A 22,481-nucleotide genomic window follows, 5' to 3' on the forward strand; every position below is an offset into this window, starting at 1 on the left:
TAAAGCAAGTCCTATTACAGTAGTCCAACAAATGGGGTTGCGATACGTTCCTTTACCTTATCAAGCAATGGTCGTTTGAACAACTTCTCTTCGGTTACGTTTGTCGATGTTGAAAGATCATAATCAAACACAGTCTGCATAGAAGAAACGAGAGTAGGGTCCGTTGTGATGCAGGACATTTCATCATTTAAATGCATGCTGCGCCGATCAAAGTTGGCTGTTCCGAAAAAACAGGTTTGCTTATCGACAATCATGGCTTTAACATGATAAAAACCGCGGTAATAATGATAAACAAGAACACCCGCATCAATTAATTCACGTAAAAAAGGGGTGGCCCCGTGCTTGACCAGAGGGTGGTCTGCTTTTTCCGGTAAAACAAGTGAAACCGTTACGCCACGTTTGGTTGCGGCAAGAATGGACTCTTGCAATGCTTGAGTCGGGATAAAATAGGGTGAGCCAATTAACAGTGATTTTGTGGCATCATTAATTAGCTTAAGCAGCTGCTCCTCAAGGCCAACGCCTTGTGTACTTATAAAATAAAGTGGCTGTTTTCCCTCGAGCAAAGTTGGATAAAACGATTGGCGATTTGGAAGCTTTGTTTCTTTTGCAAAATCGGTCAGAAATTGGCTTTGGATTGGCTTACTGCCTTCACCTGTTATTCGGAGATGATAGTCACGCCAGAAGCCAAAAAAAGGATTTCTACTCAAATATTCATCGCCGACGTTAAAGCCACCAATGTAGCTAATCGCACCATCAATTACCGCAAGTTTGCGGTGATTTCTCTGATTAAAAGAAAAAAAGAATAGGGGCCATCGCGCGGGGGCTGAGCATTGATAATTTACGCCTGCTTTAGCAAGCTGCTTTTTTAATTTACGGTTAATCTTGCACCCGAATTGATCAACGAGCAGCCGCACTTCAAGATTTTCTTTAGCCTTATCGCAAAGAGCGTCAATAACCCGCTGACCGGTCGAATCACTGCGGAAAATATAAAATTGAATATGCACATGTTTCTTTGCACTGGCAATATCATTTAATAGAGCGTCAAAGAAATCTTCCCCGGTTATAAAAAGCTGTGTATCGCTGTGATAAGGTCCTGATAAGGAAGGCTCATCTTGACGTCGCAGTTGGCGTAAGCCCTTATTGAAATCAAATCGACACCACAAACAGATTACTATTGCAATTGAAGCAACGATTATCAACCACAACATCACTCCTCTTCCTTTCTACAGTAAGGTAATCACTCAAGTTTACAATCATCTTATCGTTACCCAAAAGACAAGAAACATCCAAAAAGATAAAAAAAATTACATTGACTGAATGCTCATTCATTCATCTTGTGTTATACTACGCTTAACAATGGGTTGGGGAGGTACATTATGGAAGTCAATACAGCATTACTCATAACAAACTGGGCTTTATTTATTCTTGTAACCGGTTACGCTGTTTTCTTGTTTGCTTATCTTGTCATCACACGCATTAAATTTATTCAATTGGGTAAAAAAGCAGAATTCGACCATTCGATGAATGAACGGATGCAAGAAATCTGGAAAAATGTATTTGGTCATAAAAAATTAATGAAAGATAAGAAAAGTGGGTTCATTCATATTCTCTTTTTCTATGGGTTCCTGCTTGTGCAGCTTGGGGCAATCGATTTAATCTGGAAAGGCTTAAACCCGGGAAGTCACTTGCCATTAGGGCCAGTTTATCCTTATTTTACGCTTATGCAAGAGATTGTCGTGGCCATGATTTTAGTTGCTGTTGTCTGGGCATTTTACCGCCGCTATATGGAAAAGCTTGTCCGTCTTAAACGTGGTTGGAAAGCCGGGCTTGTCCTCATTTTTATTGGTGGATTAATGATCTCCAAGACAATCGCAAAAGGAATGGAAATGATCTGGCTGGGTAAGGAGCTATCGTTTTACGAGCCACTAGCGTCAGCAGTTGCTTTTGCTGCTAGCAGTATTCCTGTTTCAGTAGCCAGTACGCTGTTTTTTGTCTTTTGGTGGGCTCACCTCTTGTTCTTGCTTACTTTTTTAGTGTACGTACCGCAATCAAAGCACGCGCATTTAATTGCTGGACCTGCAAATGTATTTTTAGGAAGAACGCACAAGGTCGGTCGTCTTGCTACAGTTGACTTTGAAGATGAAGAGGCGGAAAGCTTTGGTGTGGGGAAGATAGAAGATTTTAATCAAAAACAGCTACTTGATTTATACGCGTGTGTCGAATGCGGTCGTTGTACGAATATGTGTCCAGCTACGGGAACAGGTAAAATGCTCTCGCCAATGGATTTATTATTGCGGATGCGCGATCATTTAACGGAAAAAGGGGCAGCGATTACGTCACGCACACCGTGGATGCCAGCATATGCTTTTGGCGGAACACAAGCAAACACACTTGCTTCAAAAGGCAGAGATGAGGCGGCAGCTGGCTACGATGTATCTTTAATCGGCGATGTTATTACTGAAGAGGAGATCTGGGCTTGTACAACATGCCGCAATTGTGAAGATCAATGTCCGGTAATGAATGAACATGTTGATAAAATTATTGATTTACGTCGTTATCTTGTTTTAACCGAAGGCAAAATGGATCCTGATGCACAGCGAGCCATGCAAAACATTGAACGTCAAGGAAATCCTTGGGGAATTAGCCGGAAAGAACGCGAAAACTGGCGTGATGGTCGTGATGATATTGACGTACCTACCGTGAAGGAGTTAAGTAAAAAAGGCGAGGAATTCGAATACTTATTCTTTGCAGGTTCAATGGGTGCATACGATAATCGCAGTCAAAAGGTTGCACAATCGTTTGCTAAATTATTAAATCTTGCAGGTGTCTCATTTGCGATCATTGGCAACAAAGAGAAAAACTCGGGCGATACACCAAGACGCTTAGGAAATGAATTTTTATTCCAAGAACTTGCAAGCGCTAACATTGAACTGTTCCAGAAAAACAATGTCAAAAAAATCGTGACAATTGATCCACATGCATACAATACGTTGAAGAATGAGTATCCTGATTTTGGTCTAGAAAATGTTGAAGTTTATCATCATACGGAACTTCTTGCAAAATTGTTGCAGGAAGGTAAGCTAGTTCCGACGAAAGAAGTAAATGAAACAATTGTGTTCCATGATTCTTGTTATCTTGGACGATATAATGATGTATATGATCCGCCACGAGAAATTTTGAAACATGTGCCTGGAGTAAAAGTTGTTGAGATGGAGCGCAACCGTGAGAATGGTATGTGTTGTGGCGCAGGTGGAGGCCTAATGTGGATGGAAGAAGACAAAGGCCAGCGCGTAAACGTAGCTCGTGCTGAACAAGCTCTTGCAGTTGCTCCATCCGTTATTGGGAGCGCCTGTCCGTATTGTTTAACGATGTTAAGTGATGGAACAAAAGCATTAGAAAAAGAAGATGACGTTCAAACGCTCGACGTAGCAGAGATTTTAGAGAAATCAATGGAACAGACAGCTTAACAAGATTCGCTTAGCGAATCTTGTTTTCCCAAAATTAGTGACCGAGCGTTCGCTCGGATAAAGGAGACAGGTCGATGAAAACCGTTATAGTTAGTGGCGCACGCACTCCAATTGGAAAAATGGGTGGAGCTCTCGCTTCATTAAAAGCAACAGAGTTAGGTGGAATCGCATTAAAAGAAGCGTTAAAGCGAGGTGATATTGCTACTGATCAAGTTGATGAGGTCATTATGGGCAACGTGCTTCAAGCAGGAGTTGGTCAGCTGCCATCACGACAGGCCATGCAACATGCAGGGCTGCCATGGTCGGTTAAGACGGAAACAATTAATAAAGTCTGCGCTTCAGGAATGCGCGCCATTACGATGGCTGACGTAGCCATTCGTGCCAACGAAGCAGAAGTCATCTTAGCAGGTGGCATGGAGTCGATGTCAAACGCGCCTTACTATATGCCAAAAGCCCGGTTCGGGGCAAGAATGGGAGATACGTCGCTAATAGATGGTATGGTTTATGACGGTTTAACCTGTTCTTTTACGAATGTTCATATGGGTGTTTACGGCAATCAAACAGCAGAAGAGTTGAATCTTTCACGAGCTGAGCAGGATCGATGGGCGGAAAGAAGCCAACAAAAAGCAGTTGAGGCGATTGAAAGCGGTATCATGAGTGAGGAGATCGTACAGGTAGAAGTGAAGTCTCGAAAGGGTACAACAGTTGTTAAACAGGATGAGGCACCTCGCGCAGGAACAACGAAAGAAGCGCTTGCATCACTTAAGCCTGCGTTTGGAAAAGATGGAACGATCACTGCAGGAAACGCCCCTGGGGTAAATGACGGTGCTTGTGCAATGGTGCTTATGAGTGAAGCAAGAGCAAAGCAAGAGCAAAAGCAAGTATTAGCAACAATTGTTGCACATGATCGAATTGCGGTTGCCCCAGAGGATTTTCCGAAAACACCAGGACTCGTCATTAAGACGTTGTTGGATAAAGCTGGAATTGAGCTTGCGGAGATTAAACGCTTTGAAATTAACGAAGCGTTCGCAGCCGTTGCGCTAGCAAGCAATCAGTTAGCGGGGCTTGATGAAGAGAAAGTAAATGTCAACGGTGGTGCGGTTGCATATGGTCATCCAATCGGCGCAAGTGGGGCTCGAATCGTGCTTGCGCTGGCGTACGAACTGAAGCGTAGTGGCGGAGGATATGGCATTGCTTCCATTTGCAGTGGTGGTGGTCAAGGAGATGCGGTATTAATTCATGTGGAGGGTCAGGAATGATTAAAAATGTAATGGTCATTGGTGCCGGACAGATGGGTGCAGGTATTGCTGAAGTGTTTGCGGCAAAGGGATTTTCCGTTTCCTTACACGATCGTGAAGAAGCTCTTGCAATCAAAGGAAAAACAGCGATGGAAGCTCGTTTGCGGAAATTAATTGCTAAAGGATACGCTGCCGAGGAAGATGTGCAATCAACGCTTGAGCAGATTCATCCAACTGCGGATTTAAGCGTAGCAAACGAGATGGATCTTGTCATAGAGGCAGCAACTGAGAATATGGAGATTAAGAAACAGATATTTGCAGAGCTTGATCAAGTTGTTGGACCGAAGACAATTTTAGCGACAAATACATCCTCGTTGCCAATAACAGACTTAGCAAGCGTCACGCAAAAACCTGAGCGTGTCATCGGTATGCATTTCATGAATCCAGTTCCGCGCATGAAGCTAGTTGAGGTCATTCGCGGTCTTGCTACAACGGATGATGTATTTGAAACCATTGTAAGTTTATCAAAGCAGCTTGATAAAGTGCCTGTCTCGGTTGAGGACTTCCCTGGATTTGTTTCAAATCGTATTCTAATGCCGATGATTAATGAAGCGATTTTTACTTTGTATGAAGGAGTTGCGTCCGCTGAAGACATTGATACGGTTATGAAACTTGGAATGAACCACCCAATGGGGCCACTTACACTGGCTGATTTCATTGGATTGGATACTTGTTTATCGATTATGAATGTACTCCATGAAGGTTTTGGTGATGACAAGTACAGACCGTGCCCGTTGCTGAAAAAGTATGTTCAAGCTGGTTGGTTAGGGAAAAAATCAGGTAGGGGGTTCTTCCAGTATGAGTAACGTGATGTTCAACGAAGAACAATTAATGATGAAAAAAATGGTGCAGGAGTTTGCAAGAGAACAAATTACACCTGTCATTGAAAGAATGGAAGAAGAAGAGTACTTCCCACGTGATGTTTTGAAAAAAATGGGGGATTTAGGCTTGCTCGGTGTACCCATTCCTGAAAAATATGGCGGGGCTGGAATGGATTTTGTTTCTTACATCATTGCCGTACATGAAATCTCGAAAGTTAGTGCGAGCATCGGCTTGATTATGAGCGTTCATACATCCGTTGGAACAGTACCGATTGTTTTATATGGTACAGAAGAGCAAAAGCAAAAATATGTTCCTAGACTCGCTTCTGGTGAAATGATCGGCGCTTTTTGTTTAACTGAGCCCAATGCCGGTAGTGATGCAAAAGGGTTGCAGACGAGAGCGGTAAAAGATGGAGATAACTACGTTTTAAATGGTTCAAAAGTGTTTATTACCAATGGGGGCGAAGCAGGAACGTACCTTGTCTTTGCGGTAACGGATCCAAGCGCGGGTTCTAAAGGAATCTCTTGTTTTATTGTAGAAGATGGCACCGAAGGACTCTTAATTGGAAAGAAAGAAAAGAAACTTGGACTTTATGGATCTTCCACGACAGAAGTGTTGTTTGAAGACTGTCGTCTAAGTCGCTCTCAGCTGCTTGGTGAAGAAGGTGAAGGATTAAAAATTGCGCTAGCCAATTTAAATTCAGGACGGATCGGCATCGCGGCACAGTCGCTTGGAATAGCTGAAGCGGCGCTTGAAGCTGCAAGTGGTTACGCAAACGAGCGAAAGCAATTTGGCAAGAAGCTGCTTGAACATCAAGGTTTAGCGTTTAAGCTTGCTGACATGGCCACAGATACAGAAGCTGCTAAGCACCTTACTTACGCAGCGGCTTTCCTAAAAGAACAAGGTCTACCATGTGCGAAAGAAGCATCTATGGCTAAGTTGTTTGCTTCTCGCACAGCAATGGATGTTTCAACGAAAGCCATTCAAGTATTCGGCGGCTATGGTTATATGAAAGAGTACCCGGTGGAGCGCTTTTTTAGGGATGCAAAAGTGTGTGAGATTTATGAAGGAACAAGTGAAATTCAACAGATGGTCATTTCGCGGCATTTATCTAGCTAGATGCAGGAATAATTACTTCATGATACGATAACGGTGGCAATCATGTAGCAGGGAGTAGGTTGAGAACATGACTAAAAAGATCGTTCCATCGATGGTTAAAGATGAACAATTAATTAAAAAACGGCGAGAACAGATGATAAAAGGAGCGGTCAGTCTCTTTATAGAAAAAGGCTTTCACCGGACAACAACTCGAGAAATCGCGAAAGAATCTGGATTTAGTATTGGAACACTTTACGAATACATTGGGACTAAAGAAGATGTACTGTATTTAGTGTGTGACTCCATTTATGATGAAGTGATGGACAGTGTAACCAGTCAACTCGATTCTAAGGGGACAGCATTAGAGCGTTTAAAAAAAGCCATCCGTGCTTATTTCTCTGTTGTGAATGAGAAGCAAGAAGAAGTTCTTGTTATGTATCAGGAAACAAAGTCATTGCCAAAAGAGACACTTCCCTATGTATTAAAAAAAGAGTTTGAGATGGTTACGCTTATGACTTCTTTCATTAGAGAGTGTGCCAAAAGCAACGAAATGACCATTTCAGAGAAGGAACAAGATCTGCTTGCTCACAACATCCTCGTTTTAGGTCAGATGTGGACATTTAGACGTTGGGCCGTCCAAAAGAATCAAGATATTGATGAATACATTGAGCAACAGACAAAGCAGCTACTTGCGTCTTATGTGCAATAAATACCGCGTGGCGATAACGCCTGCGGTTTTTTGATTTTAACTGGTAATAAACTTTATTCTTGTTTATAATGGGACGTATGATTTTATCAGCTAATGGCTTACAATAGATAGGCGAGACTAATTTGGATGATGATGGAAAGGGTGTGCTCGGTTGTGGTTGAATTAAATGCCTTAAGTAAAGAAGAACTTGCAGAAATGTCCATGGTAGAGACGGCTTATGCGCTTATGGTAAGTGAACATAAGTCTTATAATTTTTATGATTTGCTGGAGGAAGTTGCAAAACGAAAAGGACTCTCAAAATCTGAAATGGATGCAAAAATTTCCTTTTTATATACAGACCTTAATATTGATGGACGCTTTTTAACGCTTGGCGATAATCAGTGGGGTTTAAAAGCATGGTATCCACATGAACAGTCGGAAGAAGAAATTACAAGTTCAGTTAAACCAGCTAAACGTCGTAAGAAAAATAAAGATGATGAAGACGAGGATTATCTACTGGATGACGAGCTAGAGGAAGACGAGTTCGAAGATCTTGAGGATGAGCTTGATGAATTGGCTGATGAAGAAGATCAAGATGACGATGAAGAAGATGATAGCGATGAATTCTCTGATAAAGATGAAGATCTAGATGACTATGGTGACGAGGAAGAGGACCAATCCGAGGAAGAAGAAGATTAATTGTTTTCTTGACTTCTGAGGTAGGAGTCGGTAAAATCATTTTTGGGCTCATCATGAGCTTATATAATGGAAATGATAAACAAAAGTGCGCCCCCATCTATGGGTGACGTGTCACTTTTGTTTTTTTTTTTTTTTTGATAGATGTACGTATAAATTCAAGATCCCCTTAAAATTGAAGGAGGAAATGTGATGTCAACAAAATATATCTTTGTAACAGGTGGAGTTGTCTCTTCTTTAGGGAAAGGTATTACTGCCGCTTCTCTTGGTCGTTTATTAAAAAACCGAGGTTTGAAAGTAACCATTCAAAAGTTTGATCCATACATTAACGTCGACCCAGGAACAATGAGTCCTTATCAGCATGGGGAAGTATTTGTAACCGATGATGGTGCGGAAACCGATTTGGACTTAGGTCACTATGAACGATTTATTGATATTAATTTAAGCCAGAATTCAAACGTAACAACAGGACGCGTTTATTCAACTGTATTGAAAAAAGAACGTCGTGGCGATTATCTTGGCGGAACGGTACAAGTTATTCCTCACGTTACGAATGAAATTAAAGAGCGTGTTTTTAGAGCAGGTCGCGAAACAGGTGCAGATGTTGTTATTACGGAGATTGGTGGAACTGTCGGCGATATTGAGAGCTTACCGTTTCTAGAAGCAATTCGCCAAATTAAAAGTGATGTGGGCATGGATAATGTGCTTTATTTACACTGTACGTTAATTCCTTACTTAAAAGCAGCGGGAGAAATGAAATCAAAACCAACGCAGCACTCTGTAAAAGAATTACGTTCTCTTGGTATTCAACCAAACGTCATTGTGGTGCGGACAGAGCGTCCAGTACCAAGTGAAATGAAGGATAAGATCGCCCTTTTCTGTGATATTCGAAAAGAAGCAGTTATTGAAGCGAGAGATGCGGATACGCTTTACCAAGTACCGCTTGATCTTCAAGCGCAGAATCTTGATCAAATTGTTTGTGATCATTTGAAGTTAAATCCTGGGAAAGCGAATATGGACGAGTGGAATGCACTTGTTGATCGCGTAAACCATTTATCAAAGAAAGTACGTATTGCATTAGTTGGAAAGTATGTTGAACTACAGGATGCTTACTTGTCAGTAGCGGAAGCGCTTCGTCATGCTGGTTACAATGTTGATGCTGATATTGATATTAAATGGGTTTACTCAGAACAAGTAACAGCTGCAAACGTTGCTGAACTGCTGCAGGATGTGGACGGAGTTCTAGTTCCAGGTGGATTTGGTGATCGTGGTATTGAAGGTAAGATTGAAGCAACACGTTATGCCCGCGAGAATAAAATTCCGTTCTTAGGAATTTGTCTTGGTATGCAGCTAGCGTCGGTTGAGTTTGCGAGAACGGTGCTAGGTTTAGATGGAGCAAACTCAGCTGAGTTAAATCCTGAAACACCCTATCCAATTATTGATCTCTTACCTGAACAAAAGGATGTAGAGGACTTAGGTGGAACGCTTCGTCTTGGACTATATCCATGTAAGTTACAAGAAGGTACGGTTGCTCGCACAGCGTATGGTGAAGAAGTGATTTATGAGCGTCATCGTCATCGCTACGAGTTTAATAATGAGTACCGTGAGAAAATGGAGCAGGCTGGGTTTATCTTTTCTGGAACAAGCCCAGATGGACGCTTAGTTGAAATTATTGAGGTGGCGAACCATCCGTTCTTTGTAGCGAGTCAATTCCATCCTGAATTTGTTTCAAGACCAACAAGACCTCAACCACTATTTAGAGAATTTATCCGTGCTTCCTTGGAAGGACAAGCTTAAGATACAGCATATGCTGTATCTTTTTTTGTGGAAGCCCTTGTTTATTGTTTGAAATGATAAAATTATAAAAAAAATCGATGTTTCAGAAGAGCTCGATTCGGTTATAGGTAGTGGCATCAACTTCATGAAGAGGGGATACAAAGATGAAAGCAGAAATTATTCATACCAATCGGTTCTATTATGAAACAGCGGTTGAGCAAAGCTTAAATTCGTTTCGCTTAAAACCAAAGACGGACGAGTTACAGCGATTGCTGTCTTATCGAGCTGATATTAATCCTGCATCAACAACGGCCCAGCAGGTGGATATTTGGGGGAATAATGTAGAGACCTTTTTTATCGCGCAATCCCATCAATATTTAGAAATTAAGACAACGTCGATTATAAGTGTACAAAGAAGCCCAATTATCGATCATCTTGATTACACAACGGAAATGAAGCGTATCTTTCATTCGGAGCTGTTTCAAAACCAATACCTTGCTTCACTAAAACAAACGCCTTATACGTCGATCTCATTTGATCAAGCAGAAAAGGTTGTAACTGAAGTAGGCGATGCATCAAATCCGCTCGTTTTTTCCAAGAACCTTATGTCCTATTTGTTTGAAAAATTTACTTATGATACGGATGCTACCGATGTAAACACGCAAGCGAACACGGTCATCGAGTCTATGCGGGGAGTCTGTCAAGATTATGCCCATGTAATGCTCGGGATCTTACGCTCACAAAAAATTCCAGCACGTTACGTAAGTGGTTATCTCTATGTCGGAGAAGATTCTGCTTTAATTGGAGATGCGGCTAGTCACGCTTGGGTAGAAATTATGGCCCCCGGTATTGGTTGGATTGGACTTGACCCAACGAATAATGTGGAAGCCTTGGAAAATCATATCATTGTTTGCACAGGCAGAGATTATGCGGACGTTAGCCCAGTTGAAGGTGTTTATCGTGGTGGTGGGCAATCCTTAGACGTAAGCGTTGGTGTACGCTTATTAGAAAAATAAAGCAGGGAGGAATCCCTGCTTTTTAGTCTTCAAATTCAGTAAGAATGTCTTGAACAAGAAGGTGAAGTTGGTTATAAAGAAATAGAGCGGCAATTGTACCTGGATGACCAATGCGATTTCCTTTATCATCAGGGACAAGCCCTTTTGTTGCATGAGTAACTAAAAGCACATCACACGCATCTGCAATAGAGTCCATTTGTTTAGATGCAACAACAATTGTCGGTGTTTGCGATCGTTGGCATAATTCTAGTAATGCTAGTGCTTGATTTTCTGATGTGTCTGATAAAAACAATAAGACTCGGTCTCGAGACGTCAGCTGCTGATTGTCTAGAATCGTGGAATGCGGCAGAGGTTCAGAACCAGCTGTTACAGCAAGTTCAAGTGCGCCAAATGGATCGAATGCCTTAACGTAAAGTGTGCCATCAGCGGAAAGAGCTTGGGCAAGTAACCTGCCTGCATCTTCAAATGATTCAACCTGTGTTTCATTTATTTTTTTGAACAAACCGGTCAGTTGTGTCGTGTACATTTTATCCAAAATACTCGTATCCTTTCAAACCAAATGATTTGCCTATCATTTTAGAGGGAAGGTGCGTGGATTGCAAATAAATAAAGGAATGGGAAGAAAAAACGCGAATTAGATTAGAATATACGTTGGGAGTAAAGGGAGGATTCGTATGAACCATAAAGTGCTTATCGTTGATGATCAGTTCGGAATAAGAGTTCTGTTAACTGAGGTGTTACAAAAAGATGGTTATGAGATGTTTCAAGCAGCGAATGGGAAAGAGGCATTGGATATCCAGGCAATGGAGGATATTAGCATTGTTTTATTAGATATGAAAATACCTGGCATGGACGGTGTTGAAATACTAAAGCAATTAAAACAAAGACAGCCATCTATTAAAGTCATTATGATGACGGCTTATGGAGAACTAAAAATGGTTAATGAAGCACTGGAAAATGGTGCGATCAGCTATATGGCAAAACCGTTTGATATTTCTGATGTTCGTCAAGCAATCCGAAAAAATTTGATCAGCTGATCCAATCGTAAATTGGTATCGCTTTCTTAGAATTTCCGTCTCTTTCCTACGTTACATCCAAAAAAGTTATGCTATAATGGACACGATCTATGTATTAGTGTGCAGAGATGAAGTCGAATAACAGCGTTTTTTTGCTAACGTACATAACTTCACTATCTGAGGTTATTTTAACAAAGAAATGTTGGACCCTCGTTCCGTCTGTTGCAGAGAATTTAAGGAGGACAATTATGCCTTTAGTGTCTATGAAAGAAATGTTGAACAAAGCGAAAGCGGAAAGCTACGCTGTTGGACAATTTAATTTAAACAACCTTGAGTTTACTCAAGCGATTCTACAAGCAGCAGAAGAAGAGAAATCTCCTGTTATACTTGGTGTTTCCGAAGGTGCCGCTCGTTACATGGGTGGATTTAAAACCGTTGTCGGATTGGTTACAAACTTGATGGAAGAATACAATGTCACTGTACCAGTTGCAATTCACCTTGATCACGGTTCAAGTTTTGAGAAATGTGTTGAAGCGATTCATGCTGGATTCACTTCTGTCATGATTGATGGTTCCCATTATCCGCTTGCTGAAAACATCGCCTTAACAAAGCGCGTTGTTGATGTTGCACACGCACTTGGTGTCTCTGTTGAAGCTGAACTTGGTCGCATTGGTGGACAAGAAGATGATCTTGTTGTAAGTGATGCTGAAGCGGCATACGCGATTCCTGAAGAGTGTAAAGAGCTTGTTGAAGCAACAGGCGTTGATTGTTTTGCTCCTGCTCTTGGTTCTGTGCACGGTCCTTACAAAGGTGAACCAAACCTTGGTTTTGATCATATGAAGACGATTGATTCTATGGTAGGTATTCCACTCGTATTACACGGTGGAACAGGGATTCCGACAAAAGATGTTCAAAAAGCAATTGAATTTGGTCATGCGAAGATCAATGTAAACACGGAAAGCCAGATTTCATCTGCTAAAGCAGTTCGTGAGACACTTGAAGCTCAACCAGAGCAATATGACCCACGTAAATATTTAGGACCAGCTCGTGATGCCATCAAAGCAACAGTCATTGGCAAAATGAAAGAATTTGGTTCTTCAAACAAAGCATAATAAGCTGATTGCAAATCGAATAAAAGCAGTCCCGACGGCTGCTTTTATTTTCATTTTAAATGTAACCGTTTTTTTAGAAAGGGGATACGTATGAAATTTTTTATTGATACAGCCAATTTAGACGAAATTAAAGAGGCGAAAGAGCTTGGAATATTAGATGGGGTTACAACAAATCCATCATTAGTAGCAAAGGAAAACGTTGATTTCCACGAGCGAATCCGACAAATTGCCGCAGTTGTGCCTGGAAGTGTAAGCGCAGAGGTTATTGCTTTAGACGCTGAAAACATGATTAAAGAAGGAAAAGAATTAGCTGCAATCTCGGAAAATATCACGGTAAAAGTACCGATGACAGTTGATGGGTTAAAAGCAGTTCATGCCTTTAGTGAGCTGGGAATTAAAACAAACGTAACGCTCATTTTCTCCGTACCTCAAGCTCTTCTAGCAGCGCGTGCTGGAGCAACATACGTATCACCTTTCTTAGGAAGACTAGATGATATTGGGCATGATGGTCTTCAATTAATCTCTGATCTAAAAACGATTTTTGATACGCATGGTTTGCCTACACAAATCATTGCTGCCTCCGTTCGTCATCCAATTCATGTAAACGAAGCAGCAAAACGAGGCGCACATATTGCAACCATTCCATTAAAAGTAATTAAACAATTGACGCTTCATCCGTTAACAGATAAAGGAATTGAAGCATTCTTAGCTGATTGGAACAAGTAAACAGACGTAATGATGGAATCCAACCGCTTTTAACGAAGTTTGGTTATGCGGCACACGTATGATTAACTGGTAGTAAAGGAAGGGATTTTGATGCATAAGTTACTAATTGAAGGTGGCCACACGCTTGAAGGTTCGGTACAAATAAGCGGTGCGAAAAACAGTGCGGTCGCCTTAATTCCAGCAGCTATTCTAGCGGATAGTCCTGTTGTGATTGATAATCTACCCGCTATTTCTGATGTGGAGCTTCTCGCTGAATTGCTTCGAGAAATTGGTGGCGAGGTTGAAATGGATCAGCAGATGATGAAAATTCATCCAGAGAACATGGTTGCCATGCCGCTTCCGAATGGTCGAGTGAAAAAATTACGAGCTTCTTATTACTTAATGGGTGCGATGCTTGGTAAGTTTAAAAAAGCCGTAATTGGTCTTCCTGGTGGATGTAATCTAGGTCCGAGACCGATCGACCAGCATATTAAAGGTTTTCAGGCACTTGGCGCAAGAGTAACAAACGAGCAAGGTGCGATTTATTTGCGTGCGGATGAACTTTATGGTGCGAAAATCTATTTAGACGTTGTTAGTGTTGGGGCAACAATAAATATTATGCTTGCTGCCGTGCGAGCTAAAGGTAGAACAGTCATCGAAAATGCAGCGAAAGAGCCAGAAATTATTGATGTGGCAACGCTGTTATCTAGTATGGGTGCACGGATAAAAGGAGCTGGCACGAACGTCATTCGAATTGATGGAGTCGATCAGCTTCATGGCTGTACGCATTCGATCATCCCCGATCGAATTGAAGCGGGAACGTATATGATTATGGCCGCGGCAATTGGGCAAAAGGTGAGAATTGAGAACATTATTCCAACGCATGTTGAATCTGTTACGGCGAAGCTTCGCGAAATTGGTACAGATGTTGAGGTGGATGATGATCAAATTATCATAAGCAGGGGCGTTGCAAAAAAAGGTGTCGATATTAAAACCCTTGTCTATCCTGGTTTTCCAACGGATCTGCAACAGCCTTTTACCAGTCTACTGACAAGCGCTGAAGGAACGAGCATCGTGACTGATACAATTTATGATGCCAGATTTAAACATGTGGATGAACTCAGACGTATGGGTGCAAGTGTAAAGGTCGAAGGTCGTTCAGCCATTGTAAACGGGAAATCGTCGTTGCAAGGGGCAAATGTTCGCGCGAGTGATCTGCGAGCAGGCGCTGCTTTAATAATTGCTGGTCTAATGGCTGATGGCATTACCGAAGTATCCGGTCTCGAACATGTTGATCGTGGCTATGAACATTTAGAAGAAAAGTTAAGCAATCTAGGCGCAAAGATTTGGCGCGAAGAATTAAATGAAGAAGAGATTGAACAAGCTAAGCAAGCATAGAAGAAAGTCAATCAGGAGGATACATTAAATGGAACGTAGTTTATCAATGGAGCTTGTCCGTGTAACAGAAGCAGCAGCGCTTGCATCAGGACGTTGGATGGGAAGAGGCAATAAGGAAGAGGCTGACCGTGCAGCAACTGAAGCAATGCGTGATGTGTTTGATACGATTCCAATGAAAGGAACCGTCGTCATTGGTGAGGGAGAAATGGATGAAGCACCAATGCTTTATATTGGTGAGAAACTAGGAAATGGCTATGGTCCACGAGTTGACGTGGCCGTTGATCCACTAGAAGGAACAAATATTGTTGCTTACGGTCAATGGAATGCCTTAGCTGTGCTAGCTGTGGCAGATCATGGTAACTTGCTACATGCACCTGATATGTATATGGATAAACTAGCAGTAGGCCCTGAAGCAGTAGGAAATGTCGATATTGATGCGCCAGTACTTGATAATTTAAAAGCGGTAGCAAGAGCAAAAAACAAAGACATTGAGGACTTAGTAGTTGTTATATTAAACCGTTCGCGTCATGAGAAACTAATTCATGATGTGCGTAAAGCAGGAGCTCGCATTAAACTGCTACCTGACGGCGATGTTGCAGCGGCTGTTAATACGGGATTTGATGATACAGGCGTTGATTTATTAATGGGTTCTGGTGGAGCTCCTGAGGGCGTCTTGGCTGCTGCTGGCTTGAAATGTCTTGGTGGTGACTTCCAAGGCCGCTTGCTTCCTCAATCTGATGGTGAATTAGAACGTTGTAAGAAAATGGGCATTGAAGACGTCAATAAGTTGTTTAGAATGGAAGACTTAGTAAAAGGCGATGATTGTATCTTTGCTGCTACAGGTGTAACGGACGGAGAACTTTTAACAGGAGTGCGTTATAAAGGGATGAACGCCGTTACCCAATCAATCGTTATGCGAGCGAAGTCTGGAACGGTTCGATTCGTTGATGGAACACACAGCATGAAGAAAAAACCAGGATTGGTTATACGTTAATAGTTGAGGGGGATTTACGGATCTCCCTTATTTATGATTGATTATTTTACACAGATATGGTTAAAATAAACGTTAGAATACCCTTCATCAAAAAACTTTCTCCAATTTCCTTCCTTTGTTCATTCTCATTTAAAAACAACTAAATACGGTGGCTAAACGTTTACCGTTAAATAAAAAAGAATATTTATAGAAGTGTGGTGACCTTTAGTGAGCGTAAGTATTGCTGATTTAGAAAGCATGAAGCTGAAAGAGCTTTATGAACAAGCTAAAACATTTAAAGTCTCTTATTACAGTAAACTAACAAAAAAAGAATTGATTTTTGCTATTTTAAAAGGACAAGCTGAACAAGATGGTCTTTTATTTATGGAAGGCGTTCTCGAGATCATTCAGAGTGAAGGGTTTGGTTTCTTAAGACCGATTAATTATTTACCAAGTACGGAAGACATCTATATATCGGCTTCACAAATTCGTCGCTTTGATTTACGTAATGGGGACAAGGTCTCTGGAAAAGTAAGACCACCGAAAGACAATGAGCGTTACCATGGTCTGCTACATGTGGAGGCTGTCAACGGTGATGCGCCTGAAACAGCGAGAGAGCGACCTCATTTCCCAGCGCTAACGCCTCTGTACCCCGATGTAAAGATTGATCTGGAATCAAAACCAGGACGTGTTTCTTCTCGAATCATTGATATGATTTCGCCGGTCGGATTTGGTCAACGTGGATTAATTGTAGCTCCTCCAAAAGCCGGAAAAACATCACTAATGAAAGAAGTTGCTAATAGCATTGCGGAAAAGCATCCGCATGTTGAGCTCATTGTCCTTCTTATTGATGAACGCCCGGAAGAAGTAACTGACATGGAACGATCAATTAAAGGAGAAGTTGTAAGTTCAACTTTTGATGAAGTGCCTGAAAACCATATCAAAGTAGCCGAACTTGTGTTAGAACGAGCAATGCGTTTAGTTGAACATAAAAAAGACGTGGTTATTTTAATGGATTCCATTACGCGTCTTGCTCGTGCGTACAACTTAGTTATTCCACCGAGCGGTCGTACTCTTTCTGGTGGTATTGATCCTGCGGCGTTCCACCGGCCAAAACGATTCTTTGGTGCTGCAAGAAATATTGAAGAGGGTGGAAGCTTGACGATTTTAGCGACTGCTTTAGTTGATACCGGTTCACGCATGGATGACGTGATTTATGAAGAATTTAAAGGGACTGGAAACATGGAGCTACATCTTGATCGTCGCTTGGCAGAGAGACGCATCTTCCCTTCTATCGACATCCGTCGATCTGGAACGCGCAAAGAAGAGTTGCTTATGCCAAAACCACAGCTTGATAAGCTCTGGACGATTCGTAAAACCATGAATGAGTCACCGGATTTTACCGATCAATTCATTCGTCGAGTAAAAGACACGAAAACAAACTTAGAGTTCTTTGAAGCCATGGAAAAAGAAATGGCAGGAAAAAAGCGGAAATAAACATTTGAATAAAGTTCATCTTGCAAATCGAGAAGGACCTTGTTATAATTTCGATTATGTGAGGAAAACTCTGTTTCGAAGAGATTCAGGGCAAAAGGAGATGAAACACATGAAAACAGAAATCCATCCAAAATATCAAAAAGTTGTATTCTTGGATACAAGCACAGGCTTTAAATTCTTAACTGGATCAACTCGTGGTTCTGGTGAAACAATTGAGTGGGAAGACGGTAATACGTATCCACTCATTAAAGTTGAGATTTCTTCTGATTCGCACCCGTTCTACACTGGTAAGCAAAAGCTTGCTGATGCAGGTGGTCGTGTCGATAAATTTAAGAAGAAGTACAACCTATAAGATACAAGAAACAGGCAAACCTTTTGCCTGTTTTTTTTGTGTGTGGCAAAGAGGGTAAGGGGGGAGCTTATGGCGCAGCTTTTTTTCAAGTATGGCGCGATGAACAGCGGAAAATCGATCGAAATTCTAAAAGTAGCAAATAACTACGAGGAACAAGATAAGCCGGTTCTGATTTTTACATCTGGAATTGACACACGTGATGAAGTGGGTTATGTCTCAAGTCGAATTGGGTTACGAAGAAAGGCATTGTCTGTCTTCCCAACAACTGATATTTTTGAAATTGTTCAAGCTTGTAAAGAGAAACCATACTGTATCTTGATTGATGAAGTTCAATTTCTGTCAAAAGAACATGTGCTGCAGTTAACAAGAATTGTCGACGAATTAACCATTCCTGTCATGGCTTTTGGATTAAAAAATGACTTTCAAAATGAATTATTTGAAGGTAGTCAATATATGCTTACATATGCAGATAAAATTGAAGAAATGAAAACAATCTGCTGGTTCTGTCATAAAAAAGCGCTAATGAATTTAAGGGTTGATGAAGACAATAAACCGATTTATACAGGCGACCAGATTCAGATTGGAGGCAACGATTCCTACTATCCTGTTTGCCGCAAATGCCATAAAAACCCACCACTGTAACTGCTGCATGTGAAGCCCCTGTCTGTGGAACCCTAAGCATTGCCATGGTCTTGGCAAAAGGGGGAAACGCATGAGAGTGATTAAAGTAGGTTTAGTTGCGCTTTTTGTTTTAACAGGTTGTTCAACGGAGGGCATGGATGCAAACAGCATTCATCAAAAGCATGATTACGGCATGGGTGCATTTGGACCGGGTCCATTAAACTTTGAGCATATGCAGGGAGAAACGTTTGAGCCTGGTCAGACGAATTTGGGCACAAGTTATATTAATCCAAGCGTACCGCACCGCACGCTTGAAGAGGATGCCCGTCAGGTCGAAGGTATTGTAACGAAGCAGGGCTTTCGTTCAGGAACTGCCTTTGTAAACGGAGGTCACATCTATGTAAAGGCCCATCCGAATGAGCATTGGAGCAAAAAAGAGACGGAACAGCATTTAATTGATTTGAACCGAGCGTTTAAATCAGAGATTCCAAGGTATCGTGTGCACGTCCGCTAAAAAAAAGCACCTCGACATGAGATCGAGGTGCTTCTTTGTTATGAACGTCTGCGGGCGGTTTGCTGTAATGGGTCCCAGACGCTGTTAAAGGGTGGAGAATAGCCTAAATCAAGGTCTTCCAACTCTAACATCGTCATCCCGTGATAGAGCGCTGTAGCTAACACATCGCAGCGCTTATCGACACCCTTTGTGCCAATGAACTGACCACCTAAAACAGCCCCTGATTCAGCGTGATACTGTAAGCGAATAACAAGTGGTTCATGCGTCGGATAATAAGCTGCGACATGAGGGAGTTTTGCTTGCACGCACTTATAAGGGAAGCCCATCTCCTCAATCTCACGCGAGGAAAGACCGGTCCGCGCCAATGTTAACTCAAAAAATTTGTAGATTTGCGTTCCGACAATGCCCTTAAAGGCTCTAGGATTTCCGCTCATGTTCAAGCCGGCGATACGTCCTTGCTTATTGGCATGGGTGCCAAGCGGGGCGTACGTATCCTTTTGAATCATGCGGTTGTATTGGGTTGCACAGTCACCTGCTGCGTATATGCAATCAATGTTGGTTTCCATGTATCTGTTGACTCGAACAGCGCCGTTCTGGTCAAAATGAATGCCCGTTCCTTCCAAGAACTGTGTGTTCGGGCGGACGCCAACCGCAACAATAACAAGGTCTGTTTCACAGACAGACAAGTTGGTCTCGATACTTGTTACATTGCCGTTATCATCGCCGTTAAATCCGATAATATCGTGGTTTAAATCAAGCTGAACGCCTTTTTCAATTGCTTTTTCGTGGATGTGATCGGTCATCTCCTTGTCGAAGTTCATAGCGAGTCGAGCGGAGCGCTCAAGAATGCGCACTTGATGACCATCTTTACAGACGTTTTCAGCAATCTCAAGACCGATTGAACCACCACCGATAATGGTAATGTTGCGTTTCTGTCCAGTAATTTCTGAGAGTATTCTTTTTGCGTCAGGAATCGTTTTTAATGTATATATCCCTTTTAAATCAGGGTTTTTCCAGTCTGGAATAAAGGGTCTAGCTCCTGATGCGACTAGGAGCTTATCGTAGGGTACTTCGAATTGGTCTCCGTAAACGATTTTTTTGCTCACATCAACTGACGTTACTTCATGGTTCGTTCGTGCATCAATGCCGTATTTAGTCCGGTATGTGTCTGCCGTGCGAGCGACCAACTTTTCTTCGGAGTCGATTTCGCCACCAATCCAATAAGGTAGGCCGCACTGAGCATAGGAATAATGTTCTCCTTTTTCGAGTACGGTAATATCCGCTTGGTTATCTTTACGAACAAGCTGCATCGCCGCACTCATACCTGCAGCATCGCCACCTATAATGACATATCTCAATAAGATCCCGCCTTTAGAATGAATTATTGCTAGTATTCCCGTCATGAGCTGTTAACAAACCGATTGGAAGTCACATTGACCGCTGTAAAGCCAATATACTATAATGAGGAAGGTATCCACCGCAATAAAGATGAGGTGACATTATGTTAGAACGATTACAATCGGTAGAAGATCGTTACGATTATTTAAACGAACAGTTAAGTGACCCTGAAGTAATTAGTGACGCAAACAAATTAAGAGAGTACTCGAAGGAACAATCTCAAATTGAAGAGACGGTTCAAGCGTATAGAGAATACAAGCAAGCAAGTGAACAGCATGCTGAAGCAAAAGCAATGCTCGGAGAAAAGCTAGATGATGAAATGTACCAAATGGTTAAAGAAGAATTAGAAGAGCTTACAAACCAGAAAGAGCAACTTGAGTCTCGATTAAAAATTTTACTGCTTCCGAAGGACCCGAATGACAATAAAAACGTAATTGTTGAAATCCGCGGGGCTGCTGGAGGAGATGAAGCGCAGCTTTTTGCCTCTGATTTGTTTAAGATGTATCACCGCTTTGCAGAAATGCAAGGGTGGAAAACAGAAATCATCGAAGCTCAAGCGAACGAAATTGGTGGCTATAAAGAAATTATCTTTATGGTAAATGGAACAGGTGCTTATTCAAAGCTTAAGTATGAAAATGGTGCCCATCGAGTTCAGCGTGTACCAAAAACCGAATCAGGTGGTCGGATTCATACATCTACTGCGACGGTTGCCGTTCTCCCAGAAGCAGAAGAGGTTGAAATTGATATACATGAGAAGGACATTCGTGTAGATACGTTTACTTCCAGCGGACCAGGCGGGCAAAGTGTTAACACAACAATGTCGGCTGTTCGTTTAACGCATTTACCTACTAATACGGTGGTTTCTTGTCAGGATGAAAAATCTCAAATTAAAAACAAAGAAAAAGCAATGAAGGTTCTCCGCGCACGTATTTTTGATAAAGTTCAGCAGGAAGCTCAGGCTGAATATGCGGATGCTCGTAAAAGTGCAATTGGTACAGGAGATCGCTCAGAGCGCATTCGAACGTACAATTTCCCGCAAAGCCGCGTGACAGATCACCGCATTGGATTAACGATTCAAAAGCTTGAACAAATTCTTCAAGGTCAGCTTGATGAAATTGTCGATGCACTTATTGTCGAAGAGCAATCTGAAGCAATGAAGCGGGCTGCAGAATAATGGGACCAAAAATATACGAAGCTCTTCGTTGGGCTTCGTCTTTTTTGCTGGAAAAAGAACTTGAAGCGCCAGCAGGTGAGTGGCTGCTACGTCACCACACTGGTATGGAACGTTCCTCATTACTTGCGAGCATGCACGATGAACTGAGTGAACCGGTTTGGCTTGCCTTTCAAGCTGATGTGGAGAGATTAACAACCGGAATTCCGGTGCAACACCTCATTGGAAGTGAACAGTTTTTTGGTCGTACTTTTCGTGTCTCTGAGCATGTTCTCATTCCGCGACCGGAAACGGAAGAACTCATAGCACAACTGCTTGAAAAAATGCCTGAGAAACCACTTTCCATTGTTGACATTGGTACAGGCAGTGGGGCAATTGCAATCACGATCAAGTTAGAACGTCCGGACGATCATGTCGCAGCGATTGATCTATCGAAACAGGCGCTTGAAGTGGCAAAGGAAAATGCAGTACGTTTAAGTGCAGCTGTGGAATTTCACCAAGGGGACTTACTAGCCCCCCTCGCTGGGCAAACGTTTGATGTACTGATTTCAAATCCTCCTTATATTCCTGAAGGTGACAAAGATTCACTCTCTATTCAAGTGAGAGAGTACGAGCCGCACGGGGCGCTATTTGCCGGTGTTGATGGCCTTGAGATCTATCGCCGACTTGCGCGTGAGATGCCCAAGTATACAAAGGTCGACTCAATTATTGGACTTGAAATAGGAGCTGGGCAAGGAGAAGCCGTACAAGCATTATTCAAAAGTGCTTTTCCCAATGCAAATGTAGATATTTGTTTTGATATAAACAAAAAAGATCGAATGATTATTGTTTCTGGAGATATGAGTCGTTCATAATGTCGAACG

General features: G+C 42.0%; 22 protein-coding genes. 19 read left to right on the top strand and 3 right to left on the bottom strand.

The annotated features are described in order from the left end of the window. Positions 1 to 14: 14 nt before the first annotated feature. Positions 15 to 1,208 (bottom strand): cardiolipin synthase, encoded by a 1,194-nt coding sequence (cls, locus tag JOC54_RS18935; RefSeq protein ID WP_204468296.1) that lies wholly within the window; start codon positions 1,206 to 1,208, stop codon positions 15 to 17. Positions 1,209 to 1,376: 168 nt separating this feature from the next. On the opposite strand from cls, the gene JOC54_RS18940 reads away from it, so the two are divergent. From JOC54_RS18940 to JOC54_RS18975, 8 genes are all read left to right on the top strand, one after another. Then, on the top strand, positions 1,377 to 3,467 hold the full coding sequence (locus JOC54_RS18940) for a (Fe-S)-binding protein (RefSeq protein WP_204468298.1): 2,091 nt from the start codon (positions 1,377 to 1,379) through the stop codon (positions 3,465 to 3,467). A 74-nt stretch (positions 3,468 to 3,541) separates the two neighbouring features. Next, positions 3,542 to 4,726, top strand: coding sequence for an acetyl-CoA C-acetyltransferase (locus JOC54_RS18945; protein ID WP_204468300.1), 1,185 nt, complete (start codon positions 3,542 to 3,544; stop codon positions 4,724 to 4,726). Then, the gene (locus JOC54_RS18950) at positions 4,723 to 5,571 is read left to right on the top strand and encodes a 3-hydroxybutyryl-CoA dehydrogenase (RefSeq protein ID WP_204468303.1); all 849 of its coding nucleotides are present in this window, start codon (positions 4,723 to 4,725) and stop codon (positions 5,569 to 5,571) included. The genes JOC54_RS18945 and JOC54_RS18950 overlap by 4 nt, the downstream gene beginning before the upstream one ends. Beyond that, on the top strand, positions 5,564 to 6,706 hold the full coding sequence (locus tag JOC54_RS18955) for an acyl-CoA dehydrogenase (RefSeq protein ID WP_204468305.1): 1,143 nt from the start codon (positions 5,564 to 5,566) through the stop codon (positions 6,704 to 6,706). The genes JOC54_RS18950 and JOC54_RS18955 overlap by 8 nt, the downstream gene beginning before the upstream one ends. A gap of 67 nt (positions 6,707 to 6,773) precedes the next feature. Next, the gene (locus JOC54_RS18960; RefSeq protein WP_204468307.1) at positions 6,774 to 7,394 is read left to right on the top strand and encodes a TetR/AcrR family transcriptional regulator; all 621 of its coding nucleotides are present in this window, start codon (positions 6,774 to 6,776) and stop codon (positions 7,392 to 7,394) included. 153 nt (positions 7,395 to 7,547) lie between these two features. Beyond that, on the top strand, positions 7,548 to 8,072 hold the full coding sequence (rpoE, locus tag JOC54_RS18965; RefSeq protein WP_367617833.1) for a DNA-directed RNA polymerase subunit delta: 525 nt from the start codon (positions 7,548 to 7,550) through the stop codon (positions 8,070 to 8,072). A 189-nt stretch (positions 8,073 to 8,261) separates the two neighbouring features. Then, positions 8,262 to 9,866 (top strand): CTP synthase, encoded by a 1,605-nt coding sequence (pyrG, locus tag JOC54_RS18970; RefSeq protein ID WP_035419046.1) that lies wholly within the window; start codon positions 8,262 to 8,264, stop codon positions 9,864 to 9,866. A 143-nt stretch (positions 9,867 to 10,009) separates the two neighbouring features. Next, positions 10,010 to 10,861, top strand: a complete 852-nt coding sequence (locus JOC54_RS18975; RefSeq protein WP_035419048.1) for a transglutaminase family protein — start codon at positions 10,010 to 10,012, stop codon at positions 10,859 to 10,861. Between the two features lie 22 nt (positions 10,862 to 10,883). On the opposite strand, the gene JOC54_RS18980 is transcribed toward JOC54_RS18975, so the two are convergent. Continuing rightward, entirely contained in the window at positions 10,884 to 11,387 is a 504-nt protein-coding gene (locus JOC54_RS18980; RefSeq protein WP_239586837.1) for a DUF2529 family protein, read from the bottom strand. Between the two features lie 148 nt (positions 11,388 to 11,535). Here JOC54_RS18980 and JOC54_RS18985 point away from each other — a divergent pair, with 148 nt between their 5' ends. From JOC54_RS18985 to JOC54_RS19025, 9 genes are all read left to right on the top strand, one after another. Beyond that, complete coding sequence (locus JOC54_RS18985; RefSeq protein ID WP_035419051.1) at positions 11,536 to 11,898, top strand: response regulator; 363 nt, start codon at positions 11,536 to 11,538, stop codon at positions 11,896 to 11,898. A gap of 227 nt (positions 11,899 to 12,125) precedes the next feature. Further along, positions 12,126 to 12,989, top strand: coding sequence for a class II fructose-1,6-bisphosphate aldolase (gene fba, locus JOC54_RS18990; RefSeq protein WP_054794476.1), 864 nt, complete (start codon positions 12,126 to 12,128; stop codon positions 12,987 to 12,989). Positions 12,990 to 13,079: 90 nt separating this feature from the next. Further along, positions 13,080 to 13,715, top strand: a complete 636-nt coding sequence (fsa, locus tag JOC54_RS18995; protein ID WP_035419052.1) for a fructose-6-phosphate aldolase — start codon at positions 13,080 to 13,082, stop codon at positions 13,713 to 13,715. A gap of 90 nt (positions 13,716 to 13,805) precedes the next feature. Further along, entirely contained in the window at positions 13,806 to 15,092 is a 1,287-nt protein-coding gene (gene murA, locus JOC54_RS19000) for a UDP-N-acetylglucosamine 1-carboxyvinyltransferase (RefSeq protein ID WP_204468311.1), read from the top strand. A 28-nt stretch (positions 15,093 to 15,120) separates the two neighbouring features. Then, positions 15,121 to 16,086, top strand: coding sequence for a class II fructose-bisphosphatase (gene glpX, locus JOC54_RS19005; protein WP_035419054.1), 966 nt, complete (start codon positions 15,121 to 15,123; stop codon positions 16,084 to 16,086). 207 nt (positions 16,087 to 16,293) lie between these two features. After that, positions 16,294 to 17,562, top strand: coding sequence for a transcription termination factor Rho (gene rho, locus JOC54_RS19010; protein ID WP_204468314.1), 1,269 nt, complete (start codon positions 16,294 to 16,296; stop codon positions 17,560 to 17,562). Positions 17,563 to 17,671: 109 nt separating this feature from the next. Continuing rightward, entirely contained in the window at positions 17,672 to 17,914 is a 243-nt protein-coding gene (locus tag JOC54_RS19015; protein WP_035419055.1) for a type B 50S ribosomal protein L31, read from the top strand. Between the two features lie 69 nt (positions 17,915 to 17,983). Further along, positions 17,984 to 18,556: a thymidine kinase gene (locus tag JOC54_RS19020; protein WP_035419057.1), complete on the top strand. Its 573-nt coding sequence runs from the start codon at positions 17,984 to 17,986 to the stop codon at positions 18,554 to 18,556. Positions 18,557 to 18,626: 70 nt separating this feature from the next. After that, positions 18,627 to 19,049 carry a hypothetical protein gene (locus JOC54_RS19025; protein WP_204468316.1) on the top strand — a complete coding sequence of 141 codons (423 nt, stop codon included), beginning with the start codon at positions 18,627 to 18,629 and terminating at the stop codon, positions 19,047 to 19,049. 38 nt (positions 19,050 to 19,087) lie between these two features. On the opposite strand, the gene JOC54_RS19030 is transcribed toward JOC54_RS19025, so the two are convergent. Next, positions 19,088 to 20,407 (bottom strand): FAD-dependent oxidoreductase, encoded by a 1,320-nt coding sequence (locus JOC54_RS19030; protein ID WP_035419060.1) that lies wholly within the window; start codon positions 20,405 to 20,407, stop codon positions 19,088 to 19,090. Between the two features lie 143 nt (positions 20,408 to 20,550). Between JOC54_RS19030 and prfA the strand changes: the two genes are divergently transcribed. Continuing rightward, positions 20,551 to 21,621 (top strand): peptide chain release factor 1, encoded by a 1,071-nt coding sequence (gene prfA, locus JOC54_RS19035; protein WP_204468318.1) that lies wholly within the window; start codon positions 20,551 to 20,553, stop codon positions 21,619 to 21,621. After that, positions 21,621 to 22,472, top strand: coding sequence for a peptide chain release factor N(5)-glutamine methyltransferase (gene prmC, locus JOC54_RS19040; RefSeq protein WP_204468320.1), 852 nt, complete (start codon positions 21,621 to 21,623; stop codon positions 22,470 to 22,472). The genes prfA and prmC overlap by 1 nt, the downstream gene beginning before the upstream one ends. Positions 22,473 to 22,481 lie beyond the last annotated feature (9 nt).

This window comes from Shouchella xiaoxiensis (assembly GCF_016907895.1).
Classification (GTDB): Bacteria; Bacillota; Bacilli; order Bacillales; family Bacillaceae_D; genus Shouchella; species Shouchella xiaoxiensis.

Bases quoted from the DNA above. Each gene is read 5' to 3' on its own strand.
- cls (WP_204468296.1), bottom strand. From the start codon at position 1,208: ATGTTGTGGTTGATAATCGTTGCTTCAATTGCAATAGTAATCTGTTTG.
- JOC54_RS18940 (WP_204468298.1), top strand. From the start codon at position 1,377: ATGGAAGTCAATACAGCATTACTCATAACAAACTGGGCTTTATTTATT.
- JOC54_RS18945 (WP_204468300.1), top strand. From the start codon at position 3,542: ATGAAAACCGTTATAGTTAGTGGCGCACGCACTCCAATTGGAAAAATG.
- JOC54_RS18950 (WP_204468303.1), top strand. From the start codon at position 4,723: ATGATTAAAAATGTAATGGTCATTGGTGCCGGACAGATGGGTGCAGGT.
- JOC54_RS18955 (WP_204468305.1), top strand. From the start codon at position 5,564: ATGAGTAACGTGATGTTCAACGAAGAACAATTAATGATGAAAAAAATG.
- JOC54_RS18960 (WP_204468307.1), top strand. From the start codon at position 6,774: ATGACTAAAAAGATCGTTCCATCGATGGTTAAAGATGAACAATTAATT.
- pyrG (WP_035419046.1), top strand. From the start codon at position 8,262: ATGTCAACAAAATATATCTTTGTAACAGGTGGAGTTGTCTCTTCTTTA.
- JOC54_RS18975 (WP_035419048.1), top strand. From the start codon at position 10,010: ATGAAAGCAGAAATTATTCATACCAATCGGTTCTATTATGAAACAGCG.
- JOC54_RS18980 (WP_239586837.1), bottom strand. From the start codon at position 11,387: ATGTACACGACACAACTGACCGGTTTGTTCAAAAAAATAAATGAAACA.
- JOC54_RS18985 (WP_035419051.1), top strand. From the start codon at position 11,536: ATGAACCATAAAGTGCTTATCGTTGATGATCAGTTCGGAATAAGAGTT.
- fba (WP_054794476.1), top strand. From the start codon at position 12,126: ATGCCTTTAGTGTCTATGAAAGAAATGTTGAACAAAGCGAAAGCGGAA.
- fsa (WP_035419052.1), top strand. From the start codon at position 13,080: ATGAAATTTTTTATTGATACAGCCAATTTAGACGAAATTAAAGAGGCG.
- murA (WP_204468311.1), top strand. From the start codon at position 13,806: ATGCATAAGTTACTAATTGAAGGTGGCCACACGCTTGAAGGTTCGGTA.
- glpX (WP_035419054.1), top strand. From the start codon at position 15,121: ATGGAACGTAGTTTATCAATGGAGCTTGTCCGTGTAACAGAAGCAGCA.
- JOC54_RS19015 (WP_035419055.1), top strand. From the start codon at position 17,672: ATGAAAACAGAAATCCATCCAAAATATCAAAAAGTTGTATTCTTGGAT.
- JOC54_RS19020 (WP_035419057.1), top strand. From the start codon at position 17,984: ATGGCGCAGCTTTTTTTCAAGTATGGCGCGATGAACAGCGGAAAATCG.
- JOC54_RS19025 (WP_204468316.1), top strand. From the start codon at position 18,627: ATGAGAGTGATTAAAGTAGGTTTAGTTGCGCTTTTTGTTTTAACAGGT.
- prfA (WP_204468318.1), top strand. From the start codon at position 20,551: ATGTTAGAACGATTACAATCGGTAGAAGATCGTTACGATTATTTAAAC.
- prmC (WP_204468320.1), top strand. From the start codon at position 21,621: ATGGGACCAAAAATATACGAAGCTCTTCGTTGGGCTTCGTCTTTTTTG.